The organism is Actinoplanes sp. NPDC051405, from assembly GCF_055586185.1.
In genome coordinates, this window is sequence record NZ_JBVJIR010000010.1 from 228,263 (window position 1) to 247,760 (window position 19,498).

Genomic DNA, 19,498 nt, shown 5'->3' on the forward strand with positions numbered 1-19,498 from the left:
TAATAGCGTCGATCCGAAGGTCACGGGCGTTCCGGCGTGACCCCACCTCCGCCGGTCGGTCGACACTGGAGAGGAGACGACGGTGAGCACATGGAAGACCATCGTGGTCGGCGTCGACGGATCACCCGGCAGCCGCAAGGCCCTGACCTGGTCCGCCGCCGAAGCCGCGGACCACGGCGCGGACCTGGTCGTGGTGAACGTGTGGGAACACACCCTGCTGCCCCCGGCGGGCAACGTGAGCGTGTCGGAGAGGTACGTCCCCGACCCGAGCCAGCGCACGGCCGACGATCTGCTCCAGGTCATCAAGGAAGAACTCGGCGACAACCCGGCGATCCTGGTCAAGGCCCAGGTGAAGCAGGGCCGGGCGGCCAAGGTCCTGATCGAGGAGTCGGAGAACGCCGACATGCTGGTGGTGGGAAAGCGCGGTCACGGGGGGTTCGCGGGGCTGGTGCTGGGCTCAGTGAGCCAACACGTAGCCGCCTACGCAAAATGCCCGGTAACCGTGGTCCGCTGACATCTCTACCGAGTGGCCGAATCAGGCTCGGAGTCCGGCTTGCCGGCTCCAGCCTCAGTCTCCGGCTGCGGTCCGTCCTGGGAGGAAATAGCGGTGGACACCAAGGCCTTTGCGACCGGTTCCACATCCACCACCTGATCAGGGGAGCGAAGCTTCGGCGGGGCCGACATCCAGGGCTTGAGGTTCTGGATGACCTGTTCATAGAAGGCATCTATGGCTGCGAGCACCGAGTCGACGAACGATCCTCGCCCGGTGCCGCGTTTCGTACCCGCGGACGAGTTCGCCGCAATCCGGAATGACCGAAGCTCCTTACCCGGATCGCCGATGAGCAGACTCGGATTCTCCCGGACAGCCTTCAGTAGCTCCGCGTTCCCTGGTCCTCGGGAGTACGCGGTAGCCGATTCCAGCCGCACTGTCTCCGGCGCTCCTTTCAGCTGCCTCACCAGCCAATTGACGCGCGTGGTCGGACGCCCCTCGCGCGGCGCTTCCACATCCACGTGGCAGGTGATCTTTCCGGCACGCAGATCCGCGGTCACGAAGAGCGCGCCCACTGCCCCCGGAATGCGTAAGGCAGCGGTCATGGAACCGGTGGTCGTCAGCTGCGTGGCCAACGCCTGAGTGCGAACTGCCGGCTCCGCCAGCTCTTTCCGGCTCAGGGCGGGCACGATTTCGGTTCCCAACTGTCTCCCGAGCTTCAGCCCGGCGAACCGCACCAGCGCGTCGAACCGGCCGGCGATCTCCGCCGCCATCGGATCGCTGGCCCGCAGCGTGCCCTGGCCGACAGCCTCACGCAGTCGCACCCAGCTGGATCCCATGTCGCTGAACTCCAGCGCGCCGGACCTGGGATGTTCCAGGTAACGGATCAGTTCACCCAGCACCCAGGCCTGGTCAGGGTCGGCGACGCCCCGATACTCCTTCTGCATCACCGCGACGGTAAGCACCTCGGACCAGGGGATGTGATGAAGTACGACCTTCCTGAGTTTGCGCTTGTCCACCGCGGTCGGGTGCTGACCGGGAACGGGCGGGATTTCGTTGGAGACGGTGATCAGCGCGTCGAAGCCCTGTTCCCGCGCAATATCCAGATAGCGCTCGAGCTGTTCGGTCTGCAGCTCATTGCTACCGGTCTTGACCTCGACCAGCGCAGTCCACTGCCGCTGTCCACGGGTAACCCGGATAAGCCCGTCAGGAAAGAACTTGCTGTCGCCGAGCTTGAAAGGGACCTCGATGAAGGTCTCGACCTGCCCGGCTGGTGCGCCCAAGGGCTGTGTCAAGGCTCGGCCGAATTCCCTCACTGCACTCATCACGGCCAGCAAAGCCGAGGTAGCACGGCGCTCCTGCTCGTCAGCGCCATTGATCCCTGAGGTCGGTATGAGGCGGGCGGCAAGCCAAGTTTCTTCGCTCATCAGTCACTCCTTGTAACGCAGCCTGCACGCAGATTACGCCCGACGCAGTGACATAACTGGATCGATCCGTTCACCGACCAGACACGACAACTTGACCGTCTGTCCCACCGTGGTGTCCTAAGCGGACCGTTAGTCGGACATTCCGTCGCGTTCTTTCTGGGCGAGATGCTGAGCCTGCCCGTCATGCACATTGCTCACCCACTCCCACCCCGGCTCAGCCGACGAACCGACCCGCGGATCATCAACAGCACGGCCCTCCCGCAAAGCGAGCGCATAAGCCCGATCCCGCTCGATCCGCACGCGCACCTGACCAGCTCCACCGACCGACCCATGCCCAGGCACGAGAACATCAGCGCCGCCCGCCACACCCTCCAGCAGCCGTAACGCGTCCAGATAGTCCTCGATCGGGTCAGCGCTCCCGTTCAGATCAAGCATCGGGACCAAGACGTCGGACAGCATGTCCCCGGCGACGAGCACGCCACGCTCCTCGATCCACAACGCAGCGTGGCCCGCCGCATGGGCTTGGTGCTCGATGATCTGGACTTGCGGGCCGTCCCACGGAACCAGCGCCGCGCCGGCAGGCAGTCCGGTGATGTGGCCGAGCAGTTCCAGCGGCACCTGCCCGACGATGTCCTGCGGTATCAGCGCAGCGACACGGGCCTTCGCACCCGGGTCCGACAGCCGAGCCCGGACCACGGCCGCACACCCGGCCGTCCCGTGACGAGGCGCCGAGCCGAGCGCGGGGTGCCAGAGCAGATGGTCCCAATGCGGATGCGTCGAGAAGCCCGCCACCACGGCCCGGCCCGACTCGGACAGGTCGTTCGCGAGGCAGGCCAGTTCGTGGTCCTGCACCCCGGCGTCGATGACCAGCACGCCGTCCCGGCCCTGCACCACAACGGCGTTGCTCCGGCAGAACGCACTCTCGTGGACCAGCACACCATCCGCGACCTGCTTCAGCACGAGGACTCCTCAGCGTTACTTCCGGGTTGACATTGTCGCATGCTATGACCCATTGTCTTGAGACAAAGCTTGCGACATTCGGAGGTGGCGACATGCGCGACGCAGACCGCGCGGAGGCTGGGCGGTGGCTGGCCCGGCACGGCTTGACCGAGGCTGAGCCGACCCCTTTGATCGCAAGGCGGCTGGCGGTGCGCCGGCGGGCCAAGGTTGCCGACAGTGCCCTGCTGGCCGCGTACCTGATGGGCGCAGCCCTCACGCACGTGCTGGCGCTGCCCGCCGAACCCTCGCCCTCCCGGCTGCCGCTGCTGGTCCTGACGGCCTTGGTGGTCGCGCTGCTGGTGGCGCAGTGGCTGCTCGCCGCGTGGGTGCGGCGCGCCGACCGGCGGGCCGGTTCGCAGCTGTCCCAGCGCGTGGCCCATCCGGTCCAGCTGGGCTGGGCGGCGGTGCTGGGCCGGCCGTACGCCGTCTTCACAGTCGCCACCTTCACCGGCGCCTTGTTGCTCGCGCTGAGCGTGCTGCCGGTCGCGGACCCCACCCTGCGGAACGGCGCGATCGTCGTGCTGATCGGCCTGGCCGGCGCCGCGACCGGAACCGTGTTGCAGCTCCGCCAGGTTCTGGCGAGCCCGGCCGTGGCCGAGGACGCGGCGTCGCTCACGGCCGATGTCATCATGCGGGTCGAGGACGCCCGCGCCCTGGTGACACCCAGCCTGGTGTGGTCGCTGCCGGCTATTTTCCTGTACGGGGATTCGCTCGGCTGGTGGAACGCGGTCTCTTTGGCCCTCATCGTGGCGGGCGCCATCGCCCTCTACCTGATCCAGGCCCGCACCACGGGTGTCGGAACGGCGGCCCGGCGAGCTCTGACCACCTGATGATCGTCATCGACACGGCCTCGCCGATGCCGCCGTACGAGCAGCTCCGGGCCCAGCTCGCCCGGCAGATCCAGGATCGGTCGCTCGCCGTCGGGGCGAGATTGCCGACGATCCGTCGGCTCGCGGCCGACCTGGGCCTCGCGGTGAACACCGTCGGCCGGGCGTACCGGGCGCTGGAGGAGGCCGGCCTGATCGAGACCCGGGGGCGGGCCGGCTCGTTCGTCTCGGCCTCCGGCGAGCAGGCCCGCGAACAGGCTCACCGCGCCGCCCGCGAGTACGCGGCGCTCATCGCCAGCGTCGGCATCGATCGCACCGAGGCGATCCGGATCGTCGAGGCAGCTCTGGCTGTGCCGGCCACCAGCCGGCCTTAAACCGCTCCGCCCTCGAAAGCCGGGAGGGTGAGCGCGGAGTGCTCGGGCCGCCCCTCGACGGGCGGAAGGGAGTCGAGACCCCGCAGCATCTCGTTTCGCTTGACCAGGGCTTCTTCGGTACGGGGGAAGAGGGTGGAGTCCCCCTCGCCGACGAGGTTCTGGTTCATCTCGACGAACGGCCGGGTGGCGTCCTCGAAGGCGGCGAAGGCGGTCTCATGGTCTACACCGGTGGCCAGGGCGTCGGCGAGCATGTAGGCGCCCACCAGGCCCAGGCTTGTTCCCTGCCCGGTCAGAAACGACGGGGCGTAGGCGGCGTCGCCGACCAGGGCCACCCGTCCGGTGGACCACCGGGGCATCCGGATCTGACTGATCACGTCGAAGAAGAGATCGTCGGCCGAGCGCATGGCGGCGACCATCCTGGGGATCTCCCACCCATCATCGGCGAAGACCGAGGCAACAAGCTCACGTTGCGCCTCGGGGTCACGGAAGGCGTCGTACGGCGGCTCCTTCCGGGCGAAGGTGAGGAAGCCGTGCACGTTCTGCCTGTCCCCGACCGCGTAGACGGCGGCACCCCGGCCCGGGCGACTCCACGTCAGACCCTCGTGCGAGAGGCCGAGCTCGTTCGGCATGGTGAAACCGGCGAAGCAGTGGCCGAGGTACCGGTGGAACTGCGCCTCGGGCCCGAAGGCCAGGCGCCGGGTGTTCGAGTGCAGGCCGTCCGCGCCGACGACGAGATCAAAGGTGCGCTGCACCCCGCTGCGGAAGGTCACCTCGACCCCGTCCGTGCGCTGGTCGAAGGACGCGATGCTGTCGTCGAACCGGAACTCCACATCGTCGCGGACCGTGGCGTACAGGATCTCGGTGAGATCGCCCCGGGGGATCTCGATGTCCCGGCCCTCGACCCCGCGGACCACGACGTCCGGCTTGACCGAGGTGATCACGCTGCCGTCCGGTTTGAGGAAGGTGAGCCGCCCCGTGTGGATGTGGGCCTCCCGCAGCTTCGGCAGGATCCCCATCCGGCGTACGACTTCCAGCCCCGTCCCGCGGATGTCGATCGGATAGCCGCCGCCACGGATCGCGCCCGCCTTCTCCACGACCGTGACCTCAAAACCGCGTCGCCGCAGCCAGTACGCCAGTGTGGGACCGGCGATACTCGCGCCGGAGATGAGTACCCTGCTCATGACCTACCCCCAGGTAGCTACCTCAGGTATCTATCCCGGAAACTATATACCTAACTTAGGTATCGAAACGAGCGTGATGACCGACACCACCGACGACGCGGAGTTCGACCTGCTGGCCGTGCTGCCGCGCCTGAGCCAGCTCGGCACGGTGATGAACCGGAGCCGGCTCATCGAGCGCGCCACCGAGAGCGCCGGCGCCGACCTGGACCGCCCGGCGATCTCGGTGCTGGTCACGCTGCACATGGGAGGCGGCCCGCTCCGGGTCGGCGAGATCGCCAAGCGCATGCAGGTCGTCGGCCCGCACGTCACCCGCCAGGTACACGAACTGGAACGGCGCGGCCTGGCCCGGCGGATCCCCGACGCCCTGGACCAGCGGGCGCGGCTGGTCGAGCTGACCCCGGACGGAACGGCCGCGGTGGGACGCTACATGGGAACCGTGCTGGGCCTGCTGGGCGACGTTCTCGCCGACTGGTCGCCGGAGGACCGCCGAGCCTTCGGACGCCTGCTCGAACGCTTCGCCACCGACCTGACCACCCGCCTCCAGACCCTGGACGAGAATTAGCCGTACACCCGGCGCGATCGAAGCCGACCGGTCAAGCGCAACTCGGTGTACTTGAACCCGCACCGAGGAGGTAGGCAAGCTGGCACAGGTCATCAGCAACCTGGCGTGGCCCCGACCCCGGAGGTGAATCGTGAGGCAGTTCTTCTACGTCTACGTTGCTGCTGACTCCAGACGAAATCTGGAAATCGGCATCGCGGGCGATATCTGGGGCTGGAGGTCATCGGCGCTGGACAAGAACCTGAAAGGGTTCTACGGAATGCGTGCTCGCGACCTCGCACGGCAGATCGAGCCAGGCGACTACCTGGTGTGGGGGCATCGCGGCCCTAACCCGCGAGTGGCTCCAGGCGGCTGGGCGGCCGGGCTGTTGGGCGAGGTGGTCTTCTCCGAGGTCACTTCTGCCCTCTACACAGCCGATGAACAGGTGTGGCCCGACGACACCTATCCCGAGCGGATTCACACCTACATCCTGGATCGCGCCACCAACATCGGCGGCGCTGAACTGGGAGCAGAGGCCATGGAGGCTCTCCGCCTGTCGGCGAACGTCGGCGGCGTTCCGATCCCGGCCGGTCCAGTGGACGTCCTGGCGCTCGAGGCTCAGATGTACACCGACGGCCCAGCGGGCATCCCTGGCTACGAGGACGACGCCCCTGACCTGACCCTGGACATGGACGGCGACCTGGATGCGTTCGCCCGCGTCATGGTGCGCAAGGAGCAGAAGAAGCTCCGACGGCTCAAGTTCGGCGACCGCACGGAAGTGAGGTGTGACCTGTGCGGGCGCGTTTTCCCGAGAAGGTTCGTCCGCGCGGCACACATTAAGCGACGCGCTGTTGCCAACCCGCAGGAGCGCCGGAACCCGGCGAACGTCATGGCCGCCTGCCTCTTCGGCTGCGACGAGTTGTTCGAGCACGGGTACCTGTACGTCGACACCGCCGGCCTGATCCAGCTCAACACTGCGGACGGTCGGCGCTCCACCGCTGATCTTGTCTCCATCGCCAAAGAGCTCGGCAACCGCGCCTGCCCGGCAGCCAGCCCGGAATCGGCCGAGTTCTTCGCGTGGCACCGACGGTCAGCCCTCGACGCCGGATGACGGCCACAGCCGCCTGAAGCCGTCGGCGCCCGGAACGAAAGCGGCACCGCCCGTTCGGGCGGTGCCGCTGCGGGTTCAAGTAAGAACCCTCTCGTGGAGGTGCCGGGAATCGAACCCGGGTCCTTCGGTGTTTCGTCAGGGCTTCTCCGAGCGCAGCTCACTATGCCTCTACTCGGCCCCGGCGTTCACGTGAGCAAGATGCCGTGACGGGCCCAGTCGCTGATTAATCTCGCCGTGCGGTCCCCGCGACCGGGACCGGTTGGCCAACCTTCTAGCTGATGCCGGAAGTCTGAGACGAAGGTGTTCTCAGCCCGACAGAGTCGCTACTCGCCTCAGGCGGCGAGAGCGAACTCAGCGCGATTGGAATCGGCGCTTATTGGTTTCCGACGACCGATTCTCGAGACGACGTCGGCTTCCTCGGCTCGCTTCCCCTGTCTCCACGTACGAAGTCGAAACCAGTCACCCCCCAGTTGTGTACCCGCCAACTCTAACGCGTCCGGCCCCGGACTTCATTCCGGTATCAGCCCAGCCGGCACGGCGCGCCGTCGACGGTGCAGGAGGTCGGCTGGATTCCGCCTCTGACCTGCTTCGACGCTTCGAAGCCGAGCATCGCCGTCGCGCCCGGGGCGAGCGGGCCGCCGGTGAAGACGAAGGTGTTGCCGTCGCGGCTCAGCTGGGCGTTCCAGGTGTTGCCGACGCGGACACCGGCGTCAGGGTTGTAGCTCATCTTGACCGTCCAGGTGCGGGCCGGACCGCTCTTGTTGGTGATCTCGACGCCGGCGATGAAGCCCCGGTCCCAGCTCCTGCCCGTCCGGTATGCCGCCGTGAACGAGGCTGCGGGTGCCGGTGGTGACGTCGTCCGCCGCGGCGCCGGCTTCTTGCTCGGCGGCCGGGAAGCACGCGGGGAGGACCGGACCGGGGTCGGCGAGGCCGAGGAAGGCGACGCCGAGGTCGGCACGGCTGAGGGCGGCGGAACGGACGTGGGCGGGACGGACGTGGGCGGGACGGAGACCTCAGCGCCGGCGAGGGGCACTGTCGGCTGGACCATCAGCGGAACGCGGCCGTCCGGCTGGGTCGGCCCCACGGCCCGGATCGCCACCCAGGAGACCAGGACCACCAGGAGCGTGGCCGCCCCGGCGATGAACGTGTACCGGCGCAGGGGGATGACGGTGTTGTGCTTGCCGGGCAACTGCGGTCCCTTCGCGCAACGGGTGGGCCGCGGCGACACTACCGGTCAGGCCATGCCCTTGCTACGTCGGCCCAGCGCCTTGTTGATCTCCTTCTGCGCGTCCCGGGCGGCGAGGTCCTGGCGCTTGTCGTACGCCTTCTTGCCCTTGGCCAGGCCGAGCTCGACCTTGGCGTACCCGTTGTGGAAGTAGACCGACAGCGGCACCAGGGTGAGGCCGTCCTCGCGGAGCTTGCCCATCATCTTGTGGATCTCGTCGCGCTTGAGCAGCAGCTTGCGGACCCGGCGGGGCTCGTGGTTGGTCCAGGTGCCCTGGGTGTACTCCGGGATGTGCATGCCGTGGAGGAAGATCTCGCCGTTGTTCTCGTGGCCGAACGCGTCGACCAGCGACGACCGGCCGGCGCGCAAGGACTTGACCTCGGTGCCGGTCAGCACCATGCCGGCCTCGTAGGTGTCGAGGATGGCGTAGTCGTGCCGAGCCTTGCGGTTCGAGGCCACGACCTTGCGCCCCTGTTCGCGTGGCATCGGTGTGCTCCTTGCTGATGGCGGCAAAAAGAAAGGCCCGGCCGACCGGCCGGACCCCTCAATGGTACGCGCGGAGCCTCAGCAGAGGCATCCGGGTAAATAGTCGAGCGGGTTCTTCGGTACGCCCCCGAAGCGCGTCTCGAAGTGCAGGTGGAAGCCGGTGGACGCGCCCGTGGTGCCGACCCGGCCGATCACCTCGCCGCGCCGCACGTACTCGCCGGGGTTGACCAGGATCTTGGACTGGTGGCCGTAGCAGGTGGAGAAGCTGCGGCCGCCGCGCTTGCCGTGGTTGATGCAGGTGTAGTTGCCGTACCCCCCGCTCCAGCCGGCCTGCACGACCCGGCCGCCGGCCGCCGCGTGGATCGGGGTGCCGCCGCCGGCGGCGAAGTCCGTGCCCGCGTGCAGTTGCCAGACCCGGTAGTAGGGGTCGTAGCGGTTGCCGTAGTCACTGGACTTCCAGCCGTGCACCGGCATCAGCAGGTTGCCGCCGGTGTAGTCGCCCCCGCCGCCGTTCTTGTCGTCCCAGTCGCGCAGCGCGCCCTGGATCCGGGCCTCCTCGGCCTTGGCGGCCTCGTACTTGGCCAGCACGGCGGCGCGCTGGGAGCGCGCGACGGCCAGCGCCGAGCGGCGGCTCTGCGCGAGCTTGATGACCGCGGAGCGGGCCTGCTGGGCCGCGACCTGCGCCTGCTTCGCAGCCGCGAGCTTGTCGGCGGCCTCGCGCTCGGCGTCCTCGGCGACCCGCTTGGCGAGCCCGGCCCGGTCCTGTTCGGTACGGGCCGCGCGCCGCGCCCCCAGCAGCTGGCCGACACTCTCCTGCTGCTTCTGCATGACCTGGTCGACGAGCCCGAGGCGGTCCATGGCGTCCTGCGGCCCGCGCGCGCCGACCAGCAGGTTGATGGTGGCGAAGTTGCCGCCCATGTAGGAGGCGGCGGCGATCTCGTCGACCCGGTCGCGGGCCACCACGACGCGTTTCTGAGCCTGCTCGAAGCGGCTCGCCACGGCGTTGTAGGACGCCCGGGCCGTGTCGGCCTTGCGCCGGGCGGTCGCCGCCTGAACCGAGGCCGCCGCGACGACGCCGCGGCTGGTGGCGACCTTCTTCTGCGCCTCGGGCAGCGCGGCTGTCGCGGCGGCCAGGCGGCGGGCGGCGTTGCGAGCGGTCACGGTGGCGTGCTCGAGGATCGCCTCGGCGCGGTCGACCGCCCGGCTCGCGCGCTTGGCGTCGTCCCCCGGCTCAGCGGCGGCGGCACAGGGTGCGACCAGCGTCAACGCGGCCGCGCAGAGCACGCTCAGACCAGCGGCGAGCAGGACGGTGAACCGGTTGGGTCGCGAGTGACTGGAGTCCACGAAGAGTCACCGTACTCTGACTATTGGTGACAATTCGCGGGTTGCGCCGCTAATCGCTCAAAAAACGCAATCGCCGCGCATCCCCCCGGGGATGCGCGGCGATCGGGACGGAACGGGTCAGACCTTCAGGTAGAACCGCAGCGTGATCCAGGCGGTGATCGCGCTGACGCCGGCACCCACGCCGGCCAGCAGCGGCAACATCAGCCACACGTTCCCGTCCGGGATCGGGGTCAGCACGTTCGTCAGCGCCTGCAACCGGCCGTCCAGCAGGACCACCTTGCCGACGAAGATGAACACGAAGCCCAGGATCGCGCCGATCAGGCCGGCCACCACCGCCTCGAGCACGAACGGGGCCTGGATGAACCAGTTCGAGGCGCCGACCAGCTTCATGACCGCGACCTCACGGCGCTTGCTGTACGCCGCCACCTGGATCGTGTTGCCGACCAGCAACAGCGCCGCCATGGCCATGAAGCCGGCGACCACCAGGGCCATCACCTGGATAGCGTTGAAGATCTTGAACACCTTGTCGAGCAGCTCGCGCTGGTCGACGATGTCCTGGATGCCGGGGGTGCCCTCGATCTGCGAGTTGAACTCGGCGTACTGCTCCGGGTTCTTGAGCTTGACCCGCCAGGACTCCGGCAGGCTGTCCGGGGTGACCGACTTGACGAAGTCGGGCGAGTCCCGCCAGAGCACCTGGAACTTCTCGTACGCCTGCTCCCGCGACTCGTACGTCTTCTCGGCGACGAGCGGGTTGGTGCTGAGCAGCTGCTCGATCGAGGCGCGCTGCGCGGCGGTGACGTCCTCACGCAGGAAGATCGAAACCTCGATCTCACCGTAGTAGTAGTTCTTCATCTGGTCGACCTGCATGTACATGAGCACGCTGGCGCCCAGCATCGTCAGTGAGACCGACATCGTGATGATCATGGCGATGGTCATCGTGACGTTGCGCCACAGGCCGACCAGCACCTCGTTGAGGACGTACTTGAAACGCATCGGGGGTTCCTTCCGGGACTCCGCGGCTTACTTCAGATGCAGGGTGGGCGGGGCCCGGCTGTCAGCCGTACACGCCTCGGGCCTGGTCGCGGACGATCCGTCCGCTTTCGATCTCGATGACCCGGCGGCGCATCTGGTTGACGATGTTGGAGTCGTGGGTGACCATCACGACCGTCGTGCCGGTCCGGTTGATCCGGTCCAGCAGTCGCATGATCTCGATGGAGGTGTCGGGGTCGAGGTTGCCCGTGGGCTCGTCGGCCAGCAGGATGAGCGGCCGGTTGACGAACGCCCGGGCCACGGCGACACGCTGCTGCTCACCGCCCGACAGCTCGTGGGGGTAGCGGTGCTCCTTGCCGCCCAGGCCGACGAGCTCGAGAACCTCGGGCACCACCCGGCGGGCGACGGCCTTGGTCTTGCCGATCACCTCGAGGGCGAACGCCACGTTCTCGTACGCGGTGCGGTTGGGCAGCAGGCGGAAGTCCTGGAACACACATCCGATGGAGCGCCGGAAGTGCGGGATCTTCCACGACCGCATGGTGGTGACATCCTTCGCGTTCACCACGACCTTGCCGCGCGAGGGGGCCACCTCGTGCAGCAGGAGCTTGATGATCGTCGACTTGCCGGAACCGGAGGGGCCGATGAAGAAGACGAACTCACCCTTCTCGATACCGACGCTGACATCGTCCAACGACGGCCGAGACGCCTTCGGATACGTCTTCGTCACGTTCTCGAGCTGAATCACGGGTCGAGAGTCTACGCGGTGTAACGGAACTGCCAAGTCCGGCGGGGGCTGGATTTTGGCACATTCAGAGCCGACGAGCCGACCCTCCCCCGTGCGGGCACCCCGGATCACCGAGGAGGAGACCGCCGCCTGAACGAACGGTCAGGCGGCGTGTCGGCGCCCGCTCAGGCCTTGATCTGGCTCTGCTTGCGCCACCGGATGCCCGCCTGGATGAACTCGTCGAGGTCGCCGTCGAAGACCGAGCTCGGGTTGCCCGTCTCCTGCTCAGTGCGCAGATCCTTGACCATCTGGTACGGGTGCAGGACGTAGCTGCGCATCTGGTCGCCCCACGATCCGGTGGTGTCCTGCTTGAGGCCGGCCATCTTCGCCTCCTCCTCCTGACGCTTGCGTTCGAGCAGTCGCGCCTGGAGCACCCGCATCGCGGAGGCCTTGTTCTGCAGCTGAGATTTCTCGTTCTGACACGTCACCACGATGCCCGTCGGAATGTGCGTGAGGCGCACCGCCGAGTCGGTGGTGTTAACGCTCTGTCCACCAGGACCGGACGAACGGTAGACGTCCGTCCGCAGCTCGTTGTCCGGAATGTCAATATGGTCGGTCTGTGCGACCACCGGCATGACTTCCACACCGGCGAAGCTGGTCTGCCGCCGGCCCTGGTTGTCGAACGGGCTGATCCGCACCAACCGGTGGGTGCCGGACTCGACGCTGAGCGTGCCGTAGGCGTACGGCACCTTGACGGCGAAGGTCGCGGACTTGAGGCCGGCCTCTTCCGCGTACGAGGTCTCGTAGACCTCCGTCGGGTAGCCGTGCCGCTCCGCCCAGCGCAGGTACATCCGCATCAGCATCTCGGCGAAGTCGGCGGCGTCCACGCCGCCGGCGCCCGCGCGGATGGCCACGACGGCCTCGCGGGAGTCGTACTCGCCGGACAGGAGGGTGCGGACCTCCATCTCCTCGACGGCCTTGCTCAGGGAGATGAGCTCCTGGCCGACTTCGGCGACGGAGTCCTCGTCGCCGGCCTCACGGGCCATCTCGAGCAGCAGCTCAGCGTCGTCGATGCGCAGGCGGAGCCGTTCCAGCCGGGAGATCTCGCCGCTGAGGTACGACAGGCGGGAGTTGACCTCCTGGGCCCGCGCCTGGTCGTCCCACAGGTCAGGGGCGGAGGCCTGCTCCTCGAGTTCCGCCTTGTCTCGGCGCAGCTTGTCCACGTCGAGGACGTTCTCGATGTTGCGCAGGGTGGCGTCGAGGGCTTTGAGCTGTTCGGGAAAGTCGGCTGCACTCACGACTGTCGAGAATACGCCGCCCGGCCGGTCAACCGGCCGGGCGGCCGTTGTTTCCTGATATCGGGGCTACTCCGCCGGGGCCACTTTCAGCCAGCTCAGGGCCGCCTTGTGGTACGCGACCGCGAACTCCAGGGCGGCCGCGCCGTACGCGTCACCGGCCTTCTTGGCCTCCTTGGCCTGCTCCCGAGCCATCGCCAGAGCCTCCGAGTGGTACTCGTTGGCCCCGGTGTAGAGCGTCTTGAGCTGGTTGCCGGAGTGCTGCTGGCCGAAGGCGACCCGCAGCGCGACCGGGTTGCGGATCGCGTCGCGACCGGGCGACTCGGCGAGCCAGCGGCTGAACGCGCGCTTGCCGCTGGCGGTGATGGCGTAGGGCTGGCTGGACCGCGGCCCGGGCTTGCCGAGGCGGACGAAGCCCATCTCGGCCAGCACGGGCAATTCGCGGTAGACCTGGCTCCGCGTCATCGACCAGTACGGCCCGAGGCGGCGTTCGGCAGCCGCCATGAGCTGTCCACCGGTCATCGGGCCCTCATGGAGCAGGCCCAGAAGGGCGGCAGCCGTGGGATTGATTTGAGAGTCGGGCATGCCTTCTAAGCTGCCACTTTGTCGTCCCGGCGTCCAGGATTTCGCCCGATCCGTCCAATTTGCGTCTCCACAAGCGACTGTCCCGCACAGACAGTCCGACCACGAGGGTCGGGACCGGGCGTTTTGCCGTTGAGGACGACTCTCGCGAGGTAAAATGGTTCACGAAAACGGTCAGACGGCGCTCTAGGTCGCCAACCCCGGCAAACCAGGTCGGTGATTCCGCGAAGACGGCGGGCCGCCACGTGAAGAACACGCAACGGCCCACAGACCCGGACGATCACCCCATATGGGGGTACTGCCAGGACGTCGGAGCCTCGAAGGTCTCCTTGATCGTCCGCGGCGAGACCCACCGGTGCAGGTTCAGCACCGAGCCGGCCTTGTCGTTGGTGCCACTGCCACGCGCGCCGCCGAAGGGCTGCTGCCCCACCACCGCACCGGTCGGCTTGTCATTGATGTAGAAGTTGCCCGCCGCGTCACGCAGGGCGGTGGCGGCCCAGTCCACGACCGAGCGGTCGGTGGCGAAGATGGAGCCGGTCAACGCGTACGGCGAGACGGACTCGGCCTGGGCCACCGTGTCGGCGAAGGAGTCGTCCTCGTAGACGTGCACGCCGAGGATCGGCCCGAAGTACTCGGTCGTGAAGACCTCGTGCGCCGGGTCGCTGGACTCCACGAGGGTCGGTGCCACGAACCAGCCCTCGCTGTCGTCAGCGGTGCCACCCGCCAGCACGGTGCAGGAGGCGCTGTTCTTGATCCGGTCGAGCGCGGCGGCGTGCTTCGCGAACGCCCGGCCGTCGATCACCGCGCCGCCGAAGGTGGACAGGTCGGTGACATCGCCGTACCGGATCGAGGAGACGGAGGCCGCGAGCCGATCACGCAGGCCGCCCTCCCAGATGGAACGCGGCACGTAGGCGCGGGACGCGGCCGAGCACTTCTGGCCCTGGTATTCGTAGGCGCCGCGGATCAGCGCCGTGTGCAGCATGTCCGCGTCGGCGCTGGCGTGCGCGAAGACGAAGTCCTTGCCACCGGTCTCCCCCACCAGCCGCGGGTACGACTTGTAGCGGTCGATGTTCGACCCCACCTCGCGCCACAGGTGCCGGAAGGTGGCTGTGGAGCCGGTGAAGTGGATGCCGGCCAGGTCCGGATCGGCCAGCACCACGTCGGAGACGGCCAGGCCATCGCCGGTCACCGTGTTGATCACGCCGGGCGGCAGGCCGGCCGCCTCGAACAGCCGCATGGTGTAGTGGGCCGAGAGCTGCTGGGTCGGCGACGGCTTCCAGACCACCGTGTTGCCCATCAGCGCGGGGGCCGAGGGCAGGTTGCCGGCGATCGCGGTGAAGTTGAACGGGGTGATCGCGTAGACGAAGCCCTCGAGCGGGCGGTGGTCGAAGCGGTTCCACACACCGGGCGAGGACTGCGGCTGCTCGCCGAGGATCTTCTCGCCGAACGCGACGTTGAAGCGCAGGAAGTCGATCAGCTCGCAGGCCGCGTCGATCTCCGCCTGGTACACCGACTTCGACTGGCCCAGGATCGTCGCCGCGTTCAGGGTGTCGCGCCAGCCGCCGGCCAGCAGCTCGGCGGCGCGCAGGAACACCGCGGCCCGCTCGCTGAACGGCAGGGCACGCCAGCCTTTCGCGGCCCGCTTGGCCGCGGCAACGGCGGCGGCGGCGTCCTCGTGCGTGGCATTGCCGGCGACGCCGAGGACGTGGTGCCGCTTGTGCGGCTGGACGACCTCGATCGAAGCGCCGCTGCCGAGCTTGCGGTTACCGTCGATCGTCATCGTGAGATCCAGGCGCTCGCCGGCCATCGCGTCCAGCCGCGACTGCAACGAGGCCCGCTCGGGGCTCCCCGGGGCATAGCCGCGGACCGGCTCGTTCCGCGGCTCCGGCACGGCAAGCAGGGCGTCCATCACGTACTCCTCAACCTTGTGGGTTCCTGGTCACGACATTTTGTGTCTTTGAAGTTCCTGGCCATGACATTTGTGTGTCGCGGTCCATCCTCGCACGCGGACAACGGCGTTCCGGTGCCCTCACGGGGCGCTGGGGGCCCGCGTACCCTGAGGGCCATGAGTGAGGCGGACAGCGAGGTCAACGCGGCCCAGGGCGCTCAGAACGGCACGGAGGAGGCGCCCTCGCGAGGGCTGCTGCTGGCCGCCGTCGGCCTGGTCTGGATGGCCGGGATGCTCTGGTCGGCGCGGGCCACGATCACCGGTCGCGCGAGTGCCGAGATGGAGGTCACCTCGACGGCGTACGCGATGCCGGGCGCGATCTCCGCGAGCCTGGTCACCGGCGCAGCCGTCGCGCTGGCCGTCCTCGCCTTCCTGACCCGCGGCGGCCGCACCCCGGGCGTCACGGTCCGCTTCATCATCGCGACCGGGACCGGCCTGGCGGTCGGCCTGCTGGGCGCGCTCTCGATAATCACGATCAACACCGAGGGCTGGCTGTACGCGGTCGTCGGCGGCACGGTCGCGGCCGCGGCGACGATCGGCGGAGCCCTCGCCGGCTTCCGCTACCGGCGGGTGACCGCGGCGGTCTGCTGGGGTGCGATCACCGTGTTCGTGGTGGGCTTCGTGCTCAACGTGCTGCAGGACATGCTGCTGCCGGTGCTCGGCTCCGGCGACTCGGCAGCCTCACGCACCAATGCGGCGGGCTGGTTCGGCCTGGTCCAGGCTGTGCTCAGCGGCGTGGCGGGGGCCCTGGTGGCGTACCGCCTGCTGCGCCGGGCCCGGCGCGGCACCGCCGGCCCGGACCTGCGCTGGCCGCTCTACGCACTGGCCGGCGCGGGCCCCGGCCTGCTGCTGGTCATCGGCGAGGGGCTGACCCGCACGGCCGGCTCGCGGGTGCTGGAGCTGGCCGGCAAGGTCAGCGAGCTGGAGCTCACGGTTCAGCAGATGCTGAGCGGGTCGCGGCTCAACAACGGCCTGATCGTGCTCTTCGTGGGCGCGTTCACGGCGATCATCGCGGTGGGCCGGACGCTCGGCCCGGCGGCCACGGCCGCCGAGCCGGCCCCGTCGTCACCGGCAGCCGCGCCCCGGCAAGCCGATCCCGACGAGATCGAGCGGGCGGCCCGCGACGAGGAGCCCGAGCCCGGCAAGGCCGCGCGGGCCGACGAGCCGCAGACCGTGCCCGCCCGGCACGACGACTGAGCCTTCAGAGCAGCTCGTCGAGCTCGGTGACCGCGTACCACTCGAGCTCGTGATCCTCGGCCCCGTCCACGGTGAACTGGGCGTCGGGATCCCCGGCCAGGGCCTCCTCGACCACGTCGGCGGCGGCGCCGACGTCCTCGGCGGCGCTCACCCCGTCGACGTGGATCGACGCGACCTCCTTGAGGGACACCGCCTGCGGCAGGCGCACGGTGCTGGAACCCAGCTCGACGTCCTCCCGGACCAACGCGGTCGAATCCACGTCGGCCGAGACGACCACCCGGCGGCGCGGGGCCTTCGGGTCGTGCCGCAGCAGCTGCAGGGCGGCCTGGGCGGCGCGGGTGAAGGCCACGTACTCCAGCTCCTCCTCGTCGCCCTCGGCGTACCACTCGCGCAGCGCCGGGGTCACGGCATGCGCGACCGTCGGTCCCGCGCCGAGCTGCCCGGACGCCCGCATCTCGGCGAGCATCGGTACGGTGGCCGGCACGTACACCCGGACCAGATCGGTGATCGGCACTGTTCCCCCTGCGATTGACCGTCCCCGTAGTACACCGCCGGGGAGGCTACCGGAAGGGCAGTTCCACTGGTCGTGTCCCTTTCGGCGTTTTCAGCAGACGGTCAGCACCCGCACGGCGACACCAGCGGGTCGGCGTCCCGGGCCACCTCCCCGTCCGGGGTACGCAGGGCGAACCCCTCCCGCACCCAGTACTCGGCGCCGCCGAGCATCTCGCGGACCGAATACCCCAGCTGAGCGAGCGCCAGGGCCGCTTTGGTCGCGCCGTTGCAGCCGGGACCCCAGCAGTACGTGACGACGGGAACGGACGGGTCGAGCAGCTCAGCGGCGCGCTTGGGAATGTCGGCGGTGGGCAGGTGGAGGGCCCCCGGGATGTAGCCCTGCTCCCAGGAAGCGGTCGAACGGGAATCGATGAGCACGAAGCCGGGTGACCCGGTGCTCAGGGCGGCCTGGACGTCGGAAACATCGGTCTCGGTGGCAAGACGCTCGGCGAAGATCTCGGCCGCTCGCGTAGGAGTCATCATGGCCCCAACGCTATTTTCGTGAGCCCCGCACCAGCAGGGCCTCTCCACGGTCTGTACTTGGCAGAGCGCTCGAATCAACGGTAGTTTTCCGCCATGGCCGTTGATCCCACGATCGACAGGACCGACTGGCGCCTGCTCGAGGAATTGCAGCGCGACGGCCGGGCCTCGTACGCGGACCTGGCCCGGGTGGTGGCCATGTCGCCGAGCGCCGTCGCCGAACGCATCCGCCGGATGGAGGAGGCCGGGGTGATCGCCGGCTACCGTGCGGTGGTCGACCCGGAACGCGTCGGCCTGCAGGTGATGGCGATGGTCCGGTTGCGCTACCCGACGGGCAACTACCGGCCGTTCCACGCGCTGCTGGACACCACACCGGAGATCATCGAAGCCCACCACGTGACGGGCGAGGACTGCTTCGTGCTCAAGGTGCTGACCCGCTCGATGCGCCACCTGGAAGAGGTCACCGGGCGGATCTCCGGCCTCGGCGCGGTCACCACGAGCGTGGTCTACTCAAGCCCGCTGCCGGGCCGCGCCCTCGCGCCTGGGGATCAGGTTCAACCGTCGTAGGCAAACGGTGGCAAACTGAGGCCTGAAATCGTCGTCGTTGCCTTCGTCAAGGGCCGGGCGGACCGGCATAGGGAGATCAGGCGTGGAGTCCAGGTTCATGCTGCTGTCCGACGTGGCGGCCGAGCTGAACGTCTCGGACTCGCAGGTCTACCACATGGTCCGCAAGGGAGAGCTGCCCGCGATCAAGATCGGCGGCCGCGGCCAGTGGCGCGTGGAACGCGCCAAACTCGAGCAGTACATCGAGCAGAAGTACGCCGAGACGGCCTCCTGGGTGGAAGAGAACCCGCTGTCCGACCGCGACACTGAGTAGTCGCCTTCCGTTGTCCACAGGGCTGAGGCCCGCCATTGACGTACCTCGACGCGTCCCGCCACACTCGTCGTCGTAGGCAAACGGAAGCAAACGCAAGGATTGGCGGATGCCCATGTCGACGGTCGAGGTGACAAGGCAGGGTCCGAGGCCCGCGATCAGGCTGCGGCCGGCACCCCGCCACGAACCCCCGTTCGACGACGAACGCGACCCGCACAGCTGGCCGTCGCCGCACCAACTGGCCCTGGATTGGGCGGTCCCGGCCCGGCCACCGGCCGAACCACCCCCTGCGCCGGTCCGCCGGACTGTGGTGACCGGGGCGTCAGCCGAGGCCAAGATGGCGGTCCGGCGGTTCGTGGGCATGTGCGTCGAGGTGCTGAACGGGTATCGCCCGGCGGCCCACCTGCGGAGCCTGTCCCAGCCTCGCGAGGCGGCGAATGTGGTGGCTCAGGGGCTGGCCGGGGCTCGGCGGGTGAGCGAGGCCCGGCAAGCCCGCAGCGCTGGGCGGGCTCCTCGTGCTCGGCGGCCTGCTCCTGCTGCGGTGGTGCGGCTTCGGCTGTGCGAGCCGCGGGAGGGGGCGGTGGAGGCGGCGGCTGTTCTTCTGCTGGGTGAGCGGACTCATGCCTTGGCTTTGCGGCTTGAGCTTCAGGACGGGGTTTGGCTGGCTTCTGTTCTTCGGTTTATTTGAGCTGCCCGGGGCGGTCGGTGTGCTTGTTCGGCGGTGGGCGTCCTGGGTTTCCACTTTCGGTGGTTGCGGTGGTGGGGGGTGGGGGGGGGGGGGGGGGGGGGGGGGGGGGGGGGGGGGGGGGGGGGGGGGGGGGGGGGGGGGGGGGCCAGCACAGAGCGGTGGTGGG

At 68.8% G+C, this 19,498-nt stretch carries 22 protein-coding genes and 1 other RNA gene; 9 read left to right on the forward strand and 14 right to left on the reverse strand.

From position 1 onward, the window contains the following. Positions 1–82 precede the first annotated feature (82 nt). Positions 83–514 (forward strand): universal stress protein, encoded by a 432-nt coding sequence (locus ACZ6S4_RS22685; protein WP_465476830.1) that lies wholly within the window; start codon positions 83–85, stop codon positions 512–514. A gap of 5 nt (positions 515–519) precedes the next feature. Here the strand turns inward: ACZ6S4_RS22685 and ACZ6S4_RS22690 are convergent, their stop codons facing one another. Together ACZ6S4_RS22690 and ACZ6S4_RS22695 are read right to left on the reverse strand one after the other, a co-directional pair. Then, on the reverse strand, positions 520–1,917 hold the full coding sequence (locus ACZ6S4_RS22690) for a stress response protein (protein ID WP_465476831.1): 1,398 nt from the start codon (positions 1,915–1,917) through the stop codon (positions 520–522). Positions 1,918–2,046: 129 nt separating this feature from the next. After that, positions 2,047–2,877, reverse strand: a complete 831-nt coding sequence (locus ACZ6S4_RS22695; protein ID WP_465476832.1) for an MBL fold metallo-hydrolase — start codon at positions 2,875–2,877, stop codon at positions 2,047–2,049. A 92-nt stretch (positions 2,878–2,969) separates the two neighbouring features. On the opposite strand from ACZ6S4_RS22695, the gene ACZ6S4_RS22700 reads away from it, so the two are divergent. Together ACZ6S4_RS22700 and ACZ6S4_RS22705 are read left to right on the forward strand one after the other, a co-directional pair. Next, complete coding sequence (locus tag ACZ6S4_RS22700; RefSeq protein ID WP_465476833.1) at positions 2,970–3,746, forward strand: hypothetical protein; 777 nt, start codon at positions 2,970–2,972, stop codon at positions 3,744–3,746. Beyond that, a complete protein-coding gene (locus ACZ6S4_RS22705; RefSeq protein WP_465476834.1) occupies positions 3,746–4,117 on the forward strand; it encodes a GntR family transcriptional regulator in 372 nt (123 codons plus the stop codon). The genes ACZ6S4_RS22700 and ACZ6S4_RS22705 overlap by 1 nt, the downstream gene beginning before the upstream one ends. Here the strand turns inward: ACZ6S4_RS22705 and ACZ6S4_RS22710 are convergent. Next, positions 4,114–5,298: an FAD-dependent monooxygenase gene (locus ACZ6S4_RS22710; RefSeq protein ID WP_465476835.1), complete on the reverse strand. Its 1,185-nt coding sequence runs from the start codon at positions 5,296–5,298 to the stop codon at positions 4,114–4,116. The genes ACZ6S4_RS22705 and ACZ6S4_RS22710 overlap by 4 nt on opposite strands. Positions 5,299–5,374: 76 nt before the next feature. Here ACZ6S4_RS22710 and ACZ6S4_RS22715 point away from each other — a divergent pair, with 76 nt between their 5' ends. Both ACZ6S4_RS22715 and ACZ6S4_RS22720 read left to right on the forward strand, forming a co-directional pair. Then, positions 5,375–5,860 carry a MarR family winged helix-turn-helix transcriptional regulator gene (locus ACZ6S4_RS22715; RefSeq protein ID WP_465476836.1) on the forward strand — a complete coding sequence of 162 codons (486 nt, stop codon included), beginning with the start codon at positions 5,375–5,377 and terminating at the stop codon, positions 5,858–5,860. 130 nt (positions 5,861–5,990) lie between these two features. Further along, positions 5,991–6,947: a hypothetical protein gene (locus ACZ6S4_RS22720; RefSeq protein WP_465476837.1), complete on the forward strand. Its 957-nt coding sequence runs from the start codon at positions 5,991–5,993 to the stop codon at positions 6,945–6,947. A 91-nt stretch (positions 6,948–7,038) separates the two neighbouring features. On the opposite strand, the gene ssrA is transcribed toward ACZ6S4_RS22720, so the two are convergent. The 9 genes from ssrA to pruA all read right to left on the reverse strand — a co-directional run bounded on the left by ssrA (position 7,039) and on the right by pruA (position 15,502). Continuing rightward, positions 7,039–7,414, reverse strand: a transfer-messenger RNA (tmRNA) gene (gene ssrA, locus ACZ6S4_RS22725). A 53-nt stretch (positions 7,415–7,467) separates the two neighbouring features. Next, the gene (locus ACZ6S4_RS22730) at positions 7,468–8,136 is read right to left on the reverse strand and encodes a cellulose binding domain-containing protein (RefSeq protein ID WP_465476838.1); all 669 of its coding nucleotides are present in this window, start codon (positions 8,134–8,136) and stop codon (positions 7,468–7,470) included. 45 nt (positions 8,137–8,181) lie between these two features. Further along, the gene (gene smpB, locus ACZ6S4_RS22735) at positions 8,182–8,658 is read right to left on the reverse strand and encodes an SsrA-binding protein SmpB (protein ID WP_433725306.1); all 477 of its coding nucleotides are present in this window, start codon (positions 8,656–8,658) and stop codon (positions 8,182–8,184) included. A 78-nt stretch (positions 8,659–8,736) separates the two neighbouring features. After that, positions 8,737–10,002 (reverse strand): peptidoglycan DD-metalloendopeptidase family protein, encoded by a 1,266-nt coding sequence (locus tag ACZ6S4_RS22740; protein ID WP_465476839.1) that lies wholly within the window; start codon positions 10,000–10,002, stop codon positions 8,737–8,739. Between the two features lie 117 nt (positions 10,003–10,119). After that, the gene (gene ftsX / locus ACZ6S4_RS22745) at positions 10,120–10,995 is read right to left on the reverse strand and encodes a permease-like cell division protein FtsX (protein WP_465476840.1); all 876 of its coding nucleotides are present in this window, start codon (positions 10,993–10,995) and stop codon (positions 10,120–10,122) included. A 61-nt stretch (positions 10,996–11,056) separates the two neighbouring features. Continuing rightward, positions 11,057–11,737, reverse strand: coding sequence for a cell division ATP-binding protein FtsE (ftsE, locus tag ACZ6S4_RS22750; RefSeq protein ID WP_023358989.1), 681 nt, complete (start codon positions 11,735–11,737; stop codon positions 11,057–11,059). A gap of 164 nt (positions 11,738–11,901) precedes the next feature. Further along, on the reverse strand, positions 11,902–13,014 hold the full coding sequence (prfB, locus tag ACZ6S4_RS22755; protein ID WP_465476841.1) for a peptide chain release factor 2: 1,113 nt from the start codon (positions 13,012–13,014) through the stop codon (positions 11,902–11,904). 66 nt (positions 13,015–13,080) lie between these two features. After that, positions 13,081–13,596 carry a PadR family transcriptional regulator gene (locus tag ACZ6S4_RS22760; RefSeq protein ID WP_125809187.1) on the reverse strand — a complete coding sequence of 172 codons (516 nt, stop codon included), beginning with the start codon at positions 13,594–13,596 and terminating at the stop codon, positions 13,081–13,083. Between the two features lie 277 nt (positions 13,597–13,873). Then, entirely contained in the window at positions 13,874–15,502 is a 1,629-nt protein-coding gene (gene pruA / locus ACZ6S4_RS22765; RefSeq protein ID WP_465476842.1) for an L-glutamate gamma-semialdehyde dehydrogenase, read from the reverse strand. A 156-nt stretch (positions 15,503–15,658) separates the two neighbouring features. Between pruA and ACZ6S4_RS22770 the strand changes: the two genes are divergently transcribed. Beyond that, positions 15,659–16,738: a hypothetical protein gene (locus tag ACZ6S4_RS22770; RefSeq protein WP_465476843.1), complete on the forward strand. Its 1,080-nt coding sequence runs from the start codon at positions 15,659–15,661 to the stop codon at positions 16,736–16,738. 4 nt (positions 16,739–16,742) lie between these two features. On the opposite strand, the gene ACZ6S4_RS22775 is transcribed toward ACZ6S4_RS22770, so the two are convergent. After that, positions 16,743–17,246: a DUF6912 family protein gene (locus ACZ6S4_RS22775; RefSeq protein ID WP_465476931.1), complete on the reverse strand. Its 504-nt coding sequence runs from the start codon at positions 17,244–17,246 to the stop codon at positions 16,743–16,745. A gap of 107 nt (positions 17,247–17,353) precedes the next feature. Then, positions 17,354–17,773 carry a rhodanese-like domain-containing protein gene (locus tag ACZ6S4_RS22780; RefSeq protein ID WP_465476844.1) on the reverse strand — a complete coding sequence of 140 codons (420 nt, stop codon included), beginning with the start codon at positions 17,771–17,773 and terminating at the stop codon, positions 17,354–17,356. 93 nt (positions 17,774–17,866) lie between these two features. On the opposite strand from ACZ6S4_RS22780, the gene ACZ6S4_RS22785 reads away from it, so the two are divergent. From ACZ6S4_RS22785 to ACZ6S4_RS22795, 3 genes are all read left to right on the forward strand, one after another. Further along, positions 17,867–18,337 (forward strand): Lrp/AsnC family transcriptional regulator, encoded by a 471-nt coding sequence (locus ACZ6S4_RS22785; RefSeq protein ID WP_465476845.1) that lies wholly within the window; start codon positions 17,867–17,869, stop codon positions 18,335–18,337. An 82-nt stretch (positions 18,338–18,419) separates the two neighbouring features. After that, complete coding sequence (locus tag ACZ6S4_RS22790; protein WP_465476846.1) at positions 18,420–18,647, forward strand: helix-turn-helix transcriptional regulator; 228 nt, start codon at positions 18,420–18,422, stop codon at positions 18,645–18,647. Between the two features lie 334 nt (positions 18,648–18,981). Next, the gene (locus ACZ6S4_RS22795) at positions 18,982–19,332 is read left to right on the forward strand and encodes an Rv3235 family protein (RefSeq protein WP_465476932.1); all 351 of its coding nucleotides are present in this window, start codon (positions 18,982–18,984) and stop codon (positions 19,330–19,332) included. The last annotated feature ends 166 nt before the right edge of the window (positions 19,333–19,498 follow it).

What these genes read in the sequence shown, in the direction of transcription:
- ACZ6S4_RS22690 (WP_465476831.1), bottom strand. Translation starts at nt 1,917, where the DNA reads ATGAGCGAAGAAACTTGGCTTGCCGCCCGCCTCATACCGACCTCAGGG.
- ACZ6S4_RS22700 (WP_465476833.1), top strand. Translation starts at nt 2,970, where the DNA reads ATGCGCGACGCAGACCGCGCGGAGGCTGGGCGGTGGCTGGCCCGGCAC.
- ACZ6S4_RS22705 (WP_465476834.1), top strand. Translation starts at nt 3,746, where the DNA reads ATGATCGTCATCGACACGGCCTCGCCGATGCCGCCGTACGAGCAGCTC.
- ACZ6S4_RS22710 (WP_465476835.1), bottom strand. Translation starts at nt 5,298, where the DNA reads ATGAGCAGGGTACTCATCTCCGGCGCGAGTATCGCCGGTCCCACACTG.
- ACZ6S4_RS22715 (WP_465476836.1), top strand. Translation starts at nt 5,375, where the DNA reads ATGACCGACACCACCGACGACGCGGAGTTCGACCTGCTGGCCGTGCTG.
- smpB (WP_433725306.1), bottom strand. Translation starts at nt 8,658, where the DNA reads ATGCCACGCGAACAGGGGCGCAAGGTCGTGGCCTCGAACCGCAAGGCT.
- ftsX (WP_465476840.1), bottom strand. Translation starts at nt 10,995, where the DNA reads ATGCGTTTCAAGTACGTCCTCAACGAGGTGCTGGTCGGCCTGTGGCGC.
- ACZ6S4_RS22760 (WP_125809187.1), bottom strand. Translation starts at nt 13,596, where the DNA reads ATGCCCGACTCTCAAATCAATCCCACGGCTGCCGCCCTTCTGGGCCTG.
- pruA (WP_465476842.1), bottom strand. Translation starts at nt 15,502, where the DNA reads ATGGACGCCCTGCTTGCCGTGCCGGAGCCGCGGAACGAGCCGGTCCGC.
- ACZ6S4_RS22770 (WP_465476843.1), top strand. Translation starts at nt 15,659, where the DNA reads ATGAGTGAGGCGGACAGCGAGGTCAACGCGGCCCAGGGCGCTCAGAAC.
- ACZ6S4_RS22780 (WP_465476844.1), bottom strand. Translation starts at nt 17,773, where the DNA reads ATGATGACTCCTACGCGAGCGGCCGAGATCTTCGCCGAGCGTCTTGCC.
- ACZ6S4_RS22785 (WP_465476845.1), top strand. Translation starts at nt 17,867, where the DNA reads ATGGCCGTTGATCCCACGATCGACAGGACCGACTGGCGCCTGCTCGAG.
- ACZ6S4_RS22795 (WP_465476932.1), top strand. Translation starts at nt 18,982, where the DNA reads ATGGCGGTCCGGCGGTTCGTGGGCATGTGCGTCGAGGTGCTGAACGGG.